The organism is Variovorax sp. GW821-FHT06D12 (assembly GCF_059419205.1).
In genome coordinates this window covers 327,773-341,358 of the sequence record NZ_JBWKRI010000001.1, presented here as the reverse complement: position 1 = coordinate 341,358, position 13,586 = coordinate 327,773, and the positions used below count along the sequence as shown (strand labels likewise).

Here is a 13,586-nt window from a genome sequence, read left to right as displayed (position 1 = left end):
ACCGATTGGACGACTCAGAGCACCTCGATGGCGATGGCGTGCAGACCCTGTGCGATAAAAACTTGGAGGGCATCATACACAAGCCGATGCCGCGCCACGCGGGGCTTTCCGTCGAACAGCGGGGAGGCGATGCGCACCCGGAAATGCGTGCCGTAGCCCTCGGCGTTGGCACCCGCATGGCCCGCGTGGGCGGCGCTTTCGTCGATCACTTCGAGCTGCGTGGGCGAAAGCGATGCGCGCAGCGCCGTCTCGAGTGCGGCCACGGTGGGCAGGGGGATGGTGGTGGTCGTCATGCGGTCGGCTTGTCTTCCTTGAGGTGCGGCGCGATGTACAGACCCTGCGCCACCAGGAAGACGATCGGGAACACATAGCCCCAGAGCTTGAAGTTGACCCAGGCCTCGGTCGTGAAGTAGGCCGCCACGTAGCCGTTGATCAGTGCCATGAACAGGCAATAGCCGATCCACGCCACGTTCAGCCGACCCCAGATGCGCTCGGGCAGCTCGAGCTGTGCGCCCAGCAGCATCTTCAGGAAGTTCTTCTTCAGCGCCCACAGCGCCACCGCCAGCGCGACGGCCATGGCGCCGTACAGCACCGTGGGCTTCCACTTGATGAAGCGGTCGTCGTGCAGCACCAGCGTGAGCGTGCCGAACAGCAGGATCAGTACCAGCGTGGCCTTCTGCATCGCCTGCAGCTTGCGTTCCATGGCGTAGATGACGGCCATCTGCACCACGGTGGCGGCCATCAGCACGCCGGTGGCGGTGTAGATGTCGGCGAACTTGTAGGCGCCGAAGAACAGCAGGATCGGAAAGAAGTCGAGGAGCAGTTTCATTTCTTGTGGAAGTCGAGCGACGCCGAGTTCATGCAGTAGCGCAGGCCGGTTTCGGTGGGGCCGTCGGGGAACACGTGGCCCAGGTGGGCGCCGCAATTGGCGCACACGTTCTCGGTGCGCACCATGCCGTGCGAGCGGTCGACGATGTTGCGGATGGCGCCGGGCACGGCTTCTTCGGAGAAGCTGGGCCAGCCGCAGCCGGCGTCGAACTTGGTGGCCGCTTCGAACAGCTTGGCGCCGCAGCAGATGCAGTGGTAGGTGCCGTCGTCCCAGTGGGCTTCGTACTTGCCGGTGAAGGGGCGTTCGGTGGCGGCGTGGCGCGTCACCTCGAAGGCGGCGGGTTCGGCACCCTTCTCAGCGAGCAGGGCTTTCCATTCGGCGTCGGTTTTCTGTACGGGCGTGGTCATGAGGAGCAGCTGATTTCGATCGTGGAGGCCCAGTCGGGCGGGAAGCCGGCGTAGTCGTCGGCACCGGGGTGTTCTTCACATGGGGTTTGGAGCAGCGTCAGCAAGGTTGCCACACCCGCATGGTCCTTTTGCTGACTGGCTTCGATGGCCTGTTGGCCCAGGTGGTTCCGCAGCACGAACTTGGGGTTCGACTGCAGCATCAATTTTGCCGCTTCGGCGCGCTGCGATTGTGCATGGCGCTCCGAAAAAGAGAGCATCCAGGCATCGAAGCCGGCCCGGTCGAGGAACAGGTCGCGCACCGGCTCGACGTTGCCGTCCGCCATGTGATTCGACAGGCGGCGCCAGAAGATGGTGTGGTCGACCTTCTCGGCGGCCATCAGCTTGAGCACGCCCTCGATGAGCGCGCGGTCGCCCTCGGCGGGCGTGGCCAGGCCCAGCTTGGCGCGCATGCGGTCTTCGAAGGCGTTGGGGAACACGGTCTTGTACGACTCCAGCGCGGCCACGGCGATTTCCTGGTCGCCGATCAGCGGCAAGAGTGCCTGCGCCAGGCAGAACAGGTTCCAGTAGGCGACGTTGGGTTGCTGGTTGAAGGCGTAGCGGCCCTGGGTGTCGCTGTGGTTGCAGATGTGGCGCGGGTCGAAGCCGTCGAGGAACTGGAATGGGCCGTAGTCGATGGTGAGCCCGAGGATGCTCATGTTGTCGGTGTTCATCACCCCGTGGCAGAAGCCCACGGCCTGCCACTGGGCGAGCAGGGCAGCAGTGCGCTCGCTCACGGCCTCGAGGAAGGCGGCGTAGGCATTGCCGTTGAAGCGCGCGGTGGCGCGGCATTCGGGGTAGTAGCGGTCGATGACGTAGTCGGCCAGCGCGCGCAGCTCGTCTTCGCGCTGGTTGGCGGCGAAGTGCTCGAAGTGGCCGAAGCGGATGAAGCTGGGCGCCACGCGGGTCACGACGGCAGCGCTTTCCAGCTCTTCGCGGCGCACGCGGGCGTCGGAGCCGGTCACGCACAGCGCGCGCGTGGTCGGAATGCCCAGGCCGTGCATGGCCTCGCTGCACAGGAACTCGCGAATGCTCGAGCGCAGCACGGCGCGGCCGTCGCCGCCGCGCGAGTAGGGCGTGCGGCCCGCGCCCTTGAGTTGCACCTCGAGCCCGCCCTCGGTCTCGCCGAGCAGGATCGCGCGTCCGTCGCCCAATTGCCCGGCCCAGACGCCGAACTGGTGGCCGCTGTAGACCGTGGCGAAAGGCCGCGTGCCGACGACCGGCAGGCTGCCAGTGAGCGCGGCCAGCGTGGCGTCCGACTCGCGCCAGCCGGGCGGCAAGCCCAGCTCGCGCGCCACGGCGTCGCTGTGGCCGACCCAGTACGGGTCGGGCAGCGGCGTGGGGCGCAATTCGGTGAAAAAGGCGGGGCCCAGCGTCGAGAAGCCGGGCTTCCAACGCAGGCCCAGGTCGGCGACCGGGGTGTCTTCGGCTAACAAGCTCATGCCCGGATTGTCCGGCAGCGCGCGAAACCCCAGGCCGTTGAGGCCATCGGGCGCGTGGGGCGGGCGTCGCCGCTCAGTTCAGCAGCGCGCCGCGCAGCGCGCCGGCGCCGTCGAGCGCGAGGCTGGCGCGGTACTGGGCCGGCGGCAGGCCGAACCAGCGCTTGCAGGCGCGAAAGAAGTTGCTGACGTCCACGAAGCCCAGCCGGTCGGCCACGTCCGCGAGCGTGTGGCGCTGTTCGGCCAGGTACTGCTTGGCGAGTTCGCGGCGGGTGCGGTCGAGCAGTGCCTGGAACGACACCGACTCCTCCTGCAGGCGGCGCTGCAGCGTGCGGTCGGCCAGCCCCAGGCCCGAGGCCACGTCCTGGCGGCGCGGCTCGCCGTGCTGCAGCCGGCGCGCGATCTCGGCGCACACCAGGCTGGCGGTGGTGGTCTGTCCCAGCAGGTTGAGCTGGTCGTCGAGCAGGTGCTCCTGCATCTCGCCCAGCGCCGGGTGGTGGGTGGGCAGCGGCATGGTCATGTCGGCCGACGACAGCAGCACGCGGTTGGCGGGCGCGTTGAAGCGGATCTCGCAGCCGAAGGCCTCGCGGTGCAGCCGGTCGTTGGCCGGCGGCGGGTAGACGAACTCCATGGCCAGCGGCTGCAGCTCGCGCCGCGTGAGCCACTGGCACTGCATGAGCACGGTCAGCAGGGCGTACTCGACGCGCTGGCGCGGGATCGGCAGGCTGCCGCCGGTGTGCTCCATGACCATCCAGCAGCCGCGCGCGTCGGACTGCAGCGAGAACGCGGTGGCGTCGGAGATCACGGCCATGTAGCGCGTGAGCCGCGTGAGCGCCGCGCCCAGGGTGGGGCTGCAGGCCATGGCGTGGCCCACGGTGCCCAGCTTGCTGTGCGTGGCGGCCAGGTCGCGGTCCAGGCCCAGCGTGGGCCGCCCGGCATGCGCCACGGCCACCTGCCACAGCACCGAGATCTCGTCGACCGGGAAGCGGGCGTTCTGGCGGTGCAGGGAGTCAGGATCGAAACCGGCGTCGCGCAGCAGCGAGGGCACGTGCAGCCCCTCGGCCTGGAACATCGACAGCACGCCTTCCAGCCACGCGGCCGAACTGGTGCGCGACTCCGGCTGCGGACATCCGGGGCGGCGCGACGGCCGGCGCGAATGGCGCGGCAGGGAGGCTTCTGAAGTCATTCGATTGGCTCGCTTGCGATAGCGGTGAAAACAGGGCCGGTTCCTAGAATTTTTCCAGTGCACGGCGGCCCGGAGTATGGGTGCCGCGCGCCGAGCCAGGAATTCCGATTAACCCGGTGTGGAGACAAAACATGAAGACAACGACAACAGCACAAAACCAGGGTGCGGCAGGACAGACGGCGATGGCGCGCGCCATCGCCACCGTGGCCACGCTGGCCGCGGCGGCGGCGCTCGCGGCCTGCGGCGGCGGCTCGTCGGGGGCGACCGCCTTTCCCGTGTTGCCGCCGGCTCCGGCACCCGCGCCCGCTCCGGCGCCCGCCGCCGACGGTCCGATGGTGCGCCAGACCACAGCCGGCAAGGTCGAGGGCACGGACGACAGCGCCAGGAATGGCACCTGGTCCTGGAAGGGTGTTCCGTTCGCCCAGCCGCCGGTCGGCGCACTGCGCTGGCGCGCACCGGTCGAGCCCGAAGCCTGGACCGGCATCCGCCCGGCCAAGGCCTTCGGCAACGCCTGCCTGCAGATCGGCCGGATCTTCAGCCCTGGCACCAGCAACACCTACGACGCCACCATCGGCACCAATCTGGGCAAGCCGGTCGGCAGCGAAGACTGCCTGTTCGTCAACATCTGGCGTCCGGCCACCACCGAGAAGAACCTGCCGGTGCTGCTGTTCATCCATGGCGGCAGCAACATTTCGGGTTACACGGCCGATCCGCTGTACGACGGCGCGGCGCTGGCCAAGGCCACCAACGCGGTGGTCATCACCGCCAGCTACCGGCTGGGTATCCTGGGCTTTTTGAACATGCCGCAGCTGCGGCCGGGCGGCACGGCGGGCGACGACTCGGGCAACTTCGCGCTGCTGGACAACATGGCGGCACTGCGCTTCATCCAGGGCAACGTCGCCAACTTCGGCGGCGACCCGGGCAACGTCACGCTGTCGGGCGAATCGGCCGGCGCGACCAACCTGCTGGCGGTGATGACCTCGCCGATGGCCAAGGGCCTGTTCCACAAGGCCTTCGAGATGAGCGGTGGCATTTCGCTCAAGACCAATCTGCCGCCCGGGACGCTGCCGACGCTGCAGCCGGCTTCGGCCTCGTTGACGCAGGGCCAGACGATCCTCGAAAAGCTGCTGGTCGCCGACGGCACCGTGGCCGATGAAGCGGCGGCCAAGGTGTATATCGGCACGCGCTCGCCGGCGCAGATCGCCGAGTACCTGCGTGCGCAGGAGGGTGGGGCGCTGCTGACCAAGGTCACTGCTGCCGGGCAGGGTTCCGTTGCGCCCATCCCCGACGGCACGGTGCTGCCGTCGGACCCGATCGGTGCGATCGCGGCCGACAAGTACGTCAAGGTGCCCATGCTCGCGGGCAACACGCGCGACGAAGGCAAGCTCTTTGCGTCGCTGCTGGGATCGCTGGGCATCCCGGGCCTGAAGGCGGGCTGGATCGTCAAGGACGACGAGCGCTTCTCGATGATGTTCAACTTCAATCCGGACGCCGCCCCCACGCTCACGGTGAACGAAATCATCGACGCATCCTACCTTCCGGTAGGTACTCCCGGCACGGGCTACAACGCAGCGACCGACATCGTCACGAAGGGCCTGTTCGGCGCCAACCGCGACAACCTGCTCAACACCATGAAGACGCGCCAGTCGAACATCTGGCACTACCGCCTCGACTGGTCGCAGGAGGCCGCGCCGTGGAACGACGTGTACGGCGCCGCGCACGCCTTCGACCTGCCGTTCGTGTTCGGCAACTTCGAGGGGTCGCTGCTCAGCAACGTGATGGGCGGCAAGGCCAACGAGAAGGGGCGCGTGGCGCTGTCGAAGGCCGTCATGGCCAGCGTCGGGGCCTTTATGCGCAACGGCGATCCGAACACGCCCGAACTCGGTGCAACCTGGGGAACGTGGCCTTCGCAGATGCTGCTGGATGCCACGCCAACGGCGGCAAAGATCACGCCGCTGAACGTCCCTTGAAGAGCCGCTTCGTTCAATCATGCAGTGCGGGTTTGTGTCATTGTGCAAGTGGCCGAAGCTTGCGTGAATCTCTCGTTCGCAACGCTTTTTGAAGTCATTTCACATAGGAGTCCGTAGATGCTGGGTTTGATGCAAGACCAACCGCTTTTGATCTCGTCGCTGATCGAGTTCGTCGAGCGCCACAACGGCGACGGCGAGATCGTCTCGCGCCGTGTCGAGGGCGATATCCACCGTTGCACCTGGAGCGACATCGCATCGCGCGCCAGGCAGGTGGCCAATGCGCTGGATGGCGAGCAGCTGCTGTTCAGCGACCGCATCGCCACCCTGGCCTGGAACGGCTACCGCCACCTGGAGCTGTACTACGGCGTGAGCGGCAGCGGCCGCGTGCTGCACACCATCAACCCGCGCCTGCACCCCGACCAGATCGCGTGGATCGCCAACCATGCCGAAGACCAGATCCTGTGCTTCGACCTGAGCTTCCTGCCGCTGGTGCAGGCGGTGCATGCGCGTTGTCCCACGATCCGGAAATGGGTTGCACTGTGTGATGCCGACAAGCTGCCGGCCGACAGCGGCGTGCCCAACCTCGTGAGCTACGAGGCCTGGATCGGCACGCAGTCCACCACCTACGATTGGCCCACCTTCGACGAGAACTCGGCCTCGAGCATGTGCTACACGAGCGGCACCACGGGCAACCCGAAGGCCGCGCTGTACAGCCACCGCTCGACCATGCTGCATGCCTACGCCGCCGCGCTGCCCGACGTCATGCGCATCTCGGCGCAAGACTCGGTGCTGCCGGTGGTGCCGATGTTCCACGTCAACGCCTGGGGCATTCCGTACTCGGCCGCGCTGGTGGGCTGCAAGCTCGTGTTCCCGGGTCCGTCGCTGGACGGCAAGTCGGTGTACGAGCTCATCGAGTCCGAAGGCGTGACCTTCGCGGCCGGCGTGCCCACCGTGTGGCAGATGATGTTGGGCCACATGCAGACCAACGGCCTGAAGTTCAGCAAGCTGAACCGCACCGTCATCGGCGGCTCGGCCTGCCCGCCGGCCATGATCACGGCGTTCCAGGAGAACTACAACGTCGAGGTGCTGCATGCCTGGGGCATGACCGAGATGAGCCCGCTGGGCACGCTGTGCACGTTGAAGAACAAGCACCTGTCGCTGCCCGCCGACGCGCAACTGCAGATCCGCATGAAGCAGGGCCGCGCCATCTTCGGCGTCGACATGAAGATCGTCGACGGCAACGGCGACGAGCTGCCCTGGGACGGCAAGGCCTACGGCGACCTGTTGGTCAAGGGCCCCTGGGTCGTCAAGGAGTACTACAAGGGCGAGGGCGGCAACCCGCTGGTCGCCGACGCCGCGGGCCGGGGCTGGTTCCCCACCGGCGACGTGGCCACCATCGATGCCGAGGGCTACCTGCAGATCACCGACCGCAGCAAGGACGTGATCAAGTCCGGCGGCGAGTGGATCAGCTCCATCGACATCGAGAACATCGCCGTCGCGCACCCGGCCATCGCCATGGCGGCCTGCATCGGCGTGTTCCACCCCAAGTGGGACGAGCGCCCGATCATCGCCGTCGTGAAGAAGCCCGGCGCCGAAGTCACCCGCGAGGAGCTGCTGAAGTTCTACGAGGGCAAGACCGCCAAGTGGCAGATCCCCGACGACGTGGTGTTCGTCGAGGCCATCCCGATCGGCGCCACCGGCAAGATCCTCAAGACCAAGCTTCGCGAACTGCTCAAGGACTACAAGCTGCCGGGCCTCTGAAGCACGGTCAAAGCCCACCCGCACTGTCGCGCACGCGATAGGAAGGCCGCCCCGGCGGCTTTCCTTCCGGGCATTCCCTGTGCGGCGAAGAAAAGGGCGCTTGTACGCTGGCGTCCCGCCTTTCAACCAGGAGACTCTTCATGCACTTCGGTATCAAGTCAGTGGCCGCCTGCGCCATGTTGGTGAGTGTTTCAGCGTCGTTCGCCCAAAAGGGCGAAACCGTCAAGATCGCCTGGCTGGACCCGCTGTCGGGTCTGATGGCGGCCGTGGGCACCAACCAGCTCAAGACGACCCAGTACCTGGCTGACGAGTTCAACAAGAAGAATGCGTCGGGCGTGAAGTTCGAGATCATCGCGATCGACAACAAGCTGAGCCCGCAGGAGACTACCGCGGCGCTGCGTTCGGCGCAGGACCAGGGCGCGCGCTACATCACCCAGGGCAACGGCTCGGGCCCGGCGCTCGCGATCATCGACGCCGTCGAGAAGAACAATGCGCGCAATCCCGGCAAGGAACTGCTCTACCTGAACTACGCGGCGGTCGATCCCGACCTCACCAACAGCAAGTGCAGCTACTGGCACTTCCGCCTCGATGCCGACACCTCCATGAAGATGGAAGCGCTGACCACCTGGATGAAGGACCAGGCCGACATCAAGAAGGTCTACATCCTGGGCCAGAACTACTCCCACGGCCAGCAGGTGTCCAAGTTCGCCAAGGACAACCTCAAGACCAAGCGCCCCGACATCCAGATCGTGGGCGACGACCTGCACCCGCTCGCGCAGGTGCGCGATTTCTCGCCCTACATCGCCAAGATCAAGGCCTCGGGCGCCGACACGGTCATCACCGGCAACTGGGGTTCCGACCTCTCGCTGCTCATCAAGGCGGCGAACGACTCGGGGCTGGACGTCAAGTTCCTCACGTACTACGCACCGGGCGCCGGCACGCCCACGGCCATGGGCGCCACCTCGGCAGGCAAGGTCTACACCGTGGCCTATGCCCACTACAACATGGGCGGCGAAATCCAGCGGCTGCTGACCGGCTACAAGAAGAAGATGAACGACGACCTGACGCAGTCCTCGATCTATCACACCTTCGCATTGCTCGATGCCGCGTTCGTGCAGACCAAGTCGACCGACCCCGTCAAGGTGGCCGCGGCACTCGAAGGCATGAAGATCAAGAGCTTCAACGGCGAGGTCGAGATGCGCAAGGCCGACCACCAGCTGCAGCAGGGCCTGTACATCTCGCGCTGGGAGAAGGCCAGCGCCAAGTACCCCTATGACGCCGAGAACACCGGCTACACCAACGTCCCCGTGAAGTATTACGAGTCGTATGTGGCGAGCACGCCCACGACCTGCCAGATGAAGCGCCCCTAGGCGTCTTTGTGAACGCATTTCCTACCCATCGGTAGAAGATACCTACCGCCGGGTAGCAAAAGAAGGAAATGCACTGTCGCCTGCGCGATAGATACGTGCCTTTGCAGCCCCTTCCTTACGGGCATTCCCTGAGGGGTGGGGTGGCAAAGACTTGTACGCTTGTGCAGCGTTTTTGATATCGGTTTGACCAGGAGATATAGATTGAAGTTCGCTCTGAAGATCGCTACCGCCGCCGTGCTCGCGGCAAGTGCCACCGGTGCCCTTGCCCAGAAGGGTGAGACCGTCAAGATCGCGTGGCTGGACCCGCTGTCGGGCCTGATGGCGGCCGTCGGTACCAACCAGCTCAAGACCTTCCAGTTCCTGGCCGAAGAATTCAACAAGAAGAACGTGGCCGGCGTGAAGTTCGAGGTCATCGGCATCGACAACAAGCTCAGCCCGCAGGAAACCACCGCCGCGCTGCGCTCGGCCATGGACCAGGGCGCGCGCTACGTGGTGCAGGGCAACGGCTCCGGCCCGGCGCTGGCCATCATGGACGCGCTCGAGAAGCACAACGCCCGCAACCCCGGCAAGGAAGTCGTGTACTTCAACTACGCGGCCGTCGATCCCGACCTGACCAACAGCAAGTGCAGCTACTGGCACTTCCGCCTGGACGCCGACACCTCCATGAAGATGGAAGCCCTGACCACCTTCATGAAGGACCAGGCCGACATCAAGAAGGTGTACCTGATCAACCAGAACTACTCGCACGGCCAGCAGGTCGCGAAGTACGCCAAGGACAACCTCAAGACCAAGCGCCCCGACGTGCAGATCGTCGGCGACGACCTGCACCCGCTGGCCCAGGTGCGCGACTTCGCGCCCTACATCGCCAAGATCAAGGCATCGGGCGCCGACACCGTCATCACCGGCAACTGGGGTTCCGACCTCGCGCTGCTCATCAAGTCGGCCAACGATGCAGGCCTGAACGTCAAGTTCTACACCTACTACGCCGTGACCAACGGCACGCCGACCGCCATGGGCGCGGCCTCGGACGGCAAGGTCTACATGGTGGGCTACAGCCACTACAACGCGCCGGGCCCGATCGCGCCGATGATGAACGAGTTCAAGAAGCGCTTCAACGAAGACCTGTACACGACGTCGCCGTACACCGTGTACGCGATGCTCGCCGAAGCCTTCGTGCGCACCAAGTCGACCGACCCCGTCAAGGTGGCGGCCGCCATGGAAGGCATGAAGTTCAAGAGCTTCAACGGCGACGTCGAGATGCGCAAGTCCGACCACCAGCTGCAGCAGGGCCTGTGGATCACGCGCTGGCAGAAGGCCGACGCGAAGAGCCCGTACAGCCCGGAGAACACCGGCTACACGCTGGCACCGGTCAAGTACTACGAGCCCTACGTCTCGAGCACGCCCACCTCGTGCCAGATGAAGCGACCCGGCGGCGCCTCCTGATCGCCTGCTGATCGCCCACTGACCGGTCGAGGCCCGACTTCAACACTCGGGCCTCTTTCTTTTTCAACCGACACGGAAGACCGATGAACGTCGAATTCTTCGTCATCTCACTGCTCAACGGCGTCAGCTACGGCCTGCTGTTGTTCATGCTGAGCTCTGGCCTTACGCTGATCTTCAGCATGATGGGTGTGCTCAACTTTGCACACGCCAGCTTCTACATGCTGGGCGCCTATTTCGCCTACACCCTGTCAGGCATCGTCGGCTTCTGGCCCGCGCTCTTTCTCTCGCCGCTGCTGGTGGGTGCATTGGGCGCGGCCTTCGAGCGCTACAGCCTGCGCCGGGTCCACAAGTTCGGCCACGTGCCCGAGCTGCTGGTGACCTTCGGTCTTTCGTACCTCATCCTCGAGCTGGTCCAGCTGGTCTGGGGCCGCTCCACGGTGCCCTACGGCCTGCCCGAGGCGCTGCAGGGCCCGCTGTTCTCGCTGTACGGCACGCAGTTCCCCAAGTCGCGCTCGTTCATCATGCTGGTGGCGATGCTCATGCTGGTGTCCGTGTGGCTGCTGCTCACGCGCACGCGCATTGGCCTGGTGATCCAGGCGGCGCTGAAGCACCCCGACATGGTCGAGGCGCTGGGCCACAACGTGCCGCGCGTGTTCATGCTGGTGTTCGGCGGCGGTGCCGCGCTGGCCGGCCTGGCGGGCGTGATCGGCGGCAACACCTATGTCACCGAACCGGCCATGGCCGGCTCGGTCGGCACCATCATCTTCGTGGTGGTGGTGGTCGGCGGCATGGGCTCGCTGGCGGGCGCCTTCCTGGCGTCGCTGCTGATCGGCATCATCCAGACCTTCGCCGTGGCGCTGGACCACTCGCTGGCCACTGCGCTGCAGGCCCTGGGCGTGGCCGTGACCGACCAGACCTTCGGCTACGAGCTGCTCAAGCTCACCATCTCGCAGGTCGCACCGATCCTGCCGTACCTGTTCCTCGTGCTGATCCTCATCTTCCGCCCGAAGGGTCTTCTGGGCACCCGGGAGGACTGACACCATGACCACCGCAACCACCACTTCACCGACGACCCCGACGCGGTACTACCGCTTCAAGCCCTGGAACATCGGGCGCTACCTGGTCTGGGCGCTGTTCGCCCTGGTGCTGATCATCTCGCCGATGCTGTTCAAGAGCAGCCTGGCGCTGACGATGCTCTCGCAGATGGGCTACCTGATCATCATCTGCCTGAGCTACAACATCCTGCTGGGGCAGGGCGGCATGCTGAGCTTCGGCCATGCCGTCTATACCGGCCTGGGCTCGTTCATCGCCATCCACGCGATGAACATGGCGACCAAGGGCGGCCCGACCATTCCGCTGGTGCTCATTCCGCTCGTCGGCGGTCTGGCGGGGATGTTCTTCGCCATCCTGCTGGGCTTCGTGACCACCAAGAAGTCGGGCACCACCTTCGCCATGATCACCATGGGCATCGGCGAGCTCGTGGCCTCGATGGCGCTGATGTTCCCCAGCTTCTTCGGCGGCGAGGGCGGTATCACCACCGATCGCGTGTACGGCCCGAGCTTCTTCGGCTTCACCTTCGGTCCGCAGATCCAGGTGTACTACCTGATCGCCGCGTACTGCTTCGTGTGCACCGCCCTGATGTATGCCTTCACCGGCACGCCGCTGGGCCGCATGCTGAACGCGGTGCGCGACAACCCGGAGCGCGTGGAGTTCATCGGCTACAACACGCAGCGCGTGCGCTACTTCGCGTTCATCATCGCGGGCTTCTTCGCCGGTATCGGCGGCGGCCTGGCCTCGATCAACTTCGAGATCGTGAACGCGGCCGACAGCCTGAACGCCATCCGCTCGGGCGGCTACCTGCTGTTCACTTTCCTGGGCGGCGCGGTGTTCTTCTTCGGCCCGATCATCGGCGCGGTGCTGCTGGTGTTCGCCTCGATCCTGCTGTCTGAACTGTCGAAGGCCTGGCAGCTGTACTTCGGCCTGGTGTTCGTGTTCATGGTGATGTTCGCCCCCGGCGGCATCGCCAGCCTGGTCATGATGAACCTGCGCGTGGCCAAGTTCGGCAAGTTCAACCGCTTCTGGGGCCTGTACGCCGCGCTCGCCGTGGCCCTGGTGCCGGTGGTGGTCGGCGCTGCCGCGCTGATCGAAATGATCTATCACATCCAGCTCAACGCGGCGATGGGCCCGGACCTGAAGTTCTTCGGCACCATGCTGAACACGGCGGGCGTGACCAGCTGGCTGGGCGCCATCGCGATCCTGGCCGTCGGCCTGGCCGTGCTCGAGGTGGCACGGCGCCGCTTCGTGCGGGTCTGGGGCCAGGCGCAGGAAGAGATCGAAGCAGAAATCAAACGTCGGGAGGCGGCGTAAATGAGCGCGCAATACGCATTGGAACTGAAGGCGCTGCGCAAGAATTTCGGCAAGACCGAAATCATCCGCGGCGTGGACCTGGCGGTGAAGGCCGGCGAACGCATCGCCGTGATCGGGCCGAACGGCGCGGGCAAGTCGACGCTGTTCAACCTGATCAGCGGGCGGCTCACGCCCACCAGCGGCGAGGTGCTGCTCAACGGGCAGCGCATCGACGGCAAGAAGCCCTATGAAATCAACCGCCTGGGGCTGTCGCGCAGCTTCCAGATCACCAACATCTTCCCGAAGCTGAGCGTCTTCGAGAACCTGCGCTGCGGCGTGCTGTGGAGCCTGGGCTACAAGTACACCTTCCTGCGCTTTCTCTCGAACCTGGACGACGCCAACGCGCGCACCGAAGAGCTCATCAAGCAGATCGGCCTGGAGCGCAAGCGCGACGTGCATGCGGTGAACCTCACCTATGCCGAGCAGCGCGCGCTCGAGATCGGCGTGACCATTGCCGGCGGCGCCGGAGTCATCCTGCTGGACGAGCCCACGGCCGGCATGAGCAAGACCGAGACCTCGCACTTCATCTCGCTCATCAAGCACGTCACCGTCGGCAAGACGCTGTTGACGGTGGAGCACGACATGGGCGTGGTCTTCGGGCTGGCCGACAAGATCGCCGTGGTGGTCTACGGCGAGGTCATCGCCTTCGACACGCCGGCTGCCGTGCGCGCCAATGCACGCGTGCAGGAGGCGTATCTGGGATCGTCGGTTGCCGACGCGCAAGGGGCGGGACACTGAC

General features: G+C 65.7%; 12 protein-coding genes. 7 read left to right on the top strand and 5 right to left on the bottom strand.

Translation table 11 applies throughout. From position 1 onward, the window contains the following. Positions 1–14: 14 nt before the first annotated feature. The 5 genes from AC07SQ_RS01570 to AC07SQ_RS01550 form a co-directional block, all read right to left on the bottom strand. Positions 15–293: a BolA family protein gene (locus tag AC07SQ_RS01570; RefSeq protein ID WP_495271250.1), complete on the bottom strand. Its 279-nt coding sequence runs from the start codon at positions 291–293 to the stop codon at positions 15–17. Next, positions 290–829 (bottom strand): septation protein A, encoded by a 540-nt coding sequence (locus AC07SQ_RS01565; RefSeq protein ID WP_062471286.1) that lies wholly within the window; start codon positions 827–829, stop codon positions 290–292. The genes AC07SQ_RS01570 and AC07SQ_RS01565 overlap by 4 nt, the downstream gene beginning before the upstream one ends. Continuing rightward, positions 826–1,236, bottom strand: coding sequence for a peptide-methionine (R)-S-oxide reductase MsrB (msrB, locus tag AC07SQ_RS01560; RefSeq protein WP_056580797.1), 411 nt, complete (start codon positions 1,234–1,236; stop codon positions 826–828). Before msrB ends, AC07SQ_RS01565 begins: the two co-directional genes overlap by 4 nt. Beyond that, a complete protein-coding gene (locus AC07SQ_RS01555) occupies positions 1,233–2,714 on the bottom strand; it encodes a protein adenylyltransferase SelO (RefSeq protein WP_495271251.1) in 1,482 nt (493 codons plus the stop codon). The genes msrB and AC07SQ_RS01555 overlap by 4 nt, the downstream gene beginning before the upstream one ends. A gap of 73 nt (positions 2,715–2,787) precedes the next feature. Then, positions 2,788–3,879 carry an AraC family transcriptional regulator gene (locus tag AC07SQ_RS01550; protein WP_495271611.1) on the bottom strand — a complete coding sequence of 364 codons (1,092 nt, stop codon included), beginning with the start codon at positions 3,877–3,879 and terminating at the stop codon, positions 2,788–2,790. A 149-nt stretch (positions 3,880–4,028) separates the two neighbouring features. On the opposite strand from AC07SQ_RS01550, the gene AC07SQ_RS01545 reads away from it, so the two are divergent. From AC07SQ_RS01545 to AC07SQ_RS01515, 7 genes are all read left to right on the top strand, one after another. Further along, positions 4,029–5,867 carry a carboxylesterase/lipase family protein gene (locus tag AC07SQ_RS01545; protein ID WP_495271252.1) on the top strand — a complete coding sequence of 613 codons (1,839 nt, stop codon included), beginning with the start codon at positions 4,029–4,031 and terminating at the stop codon, positions 5,865–5,867. Between the two features lie 117 nt (positions 5,868–5,984). Beyond that, positions 5,985–7,628: a 3-(methylthio)propionyl-CoA ligase gene (locus AC07SQ_RS01540; protein ID WP_070060678.1), complete on the top strand. Its 1,644-nt coding sequence runs from the start codon at positions 5,985–5,987 to the stop codon at positions 7,626–7,628. Between the two features lie 140 nt (positions 7,629–7,768). After that, entirely contained in the window at positions 7,769–8,998 is a 1,230-nt protein-coding gene (locus tag AC07SQ_RS01535; protein ID WP_062471303.1) for a branched-chain amino acid ABC transporter substrate-binding protein, read from the top strand. A gap of 201 nt (positions 8,999–9,199) precedes the next feature. Then, entirely contained in the window at positions 9,200–10,441 is a 1,242-nt protein-coding gene (locus AC07SQ_RS01530; RefSeq protein ID WP_062471306.1) for a branched-chain amino acid ABC transporter substrate-binding protein, read from the top strand. A gap of 83 nt (positions 10,442–10,524) precedes the next feature. Further along, complete coding sequence (locus AC07SQ_RS01525; RefSeq protein WP_062471309.1) at positions 10,525–11,478, top strand: branched-chain amino acid ABC transporter permease; 954 nt, start codon at positions 10,525–10,527, stop codon at positions 11,476–11,478. A 4-nt stretch (positions 11,479–11,482) separates the two neighbouring features. Beyond that, entirely contained in the window at positions 11,483–12,808 is a 1,326-nt protein-coding gene (locus AC07SQ_RS01520; RefSeq protein WP_495271253.1) for a branched-chain amino acid ABC transporter permease, read from the top strand. Beyond that, entirely contained in the window at positions 12,809–13,585 is a 777-nt protein-coding gene (locus AC07SQ_RS01515) for an ABC transporter ATP-binding protein (RefSeq protein WP_062471315.1), read from the top strand. Position 13,586: the final 1 nt, after the last annotated feature.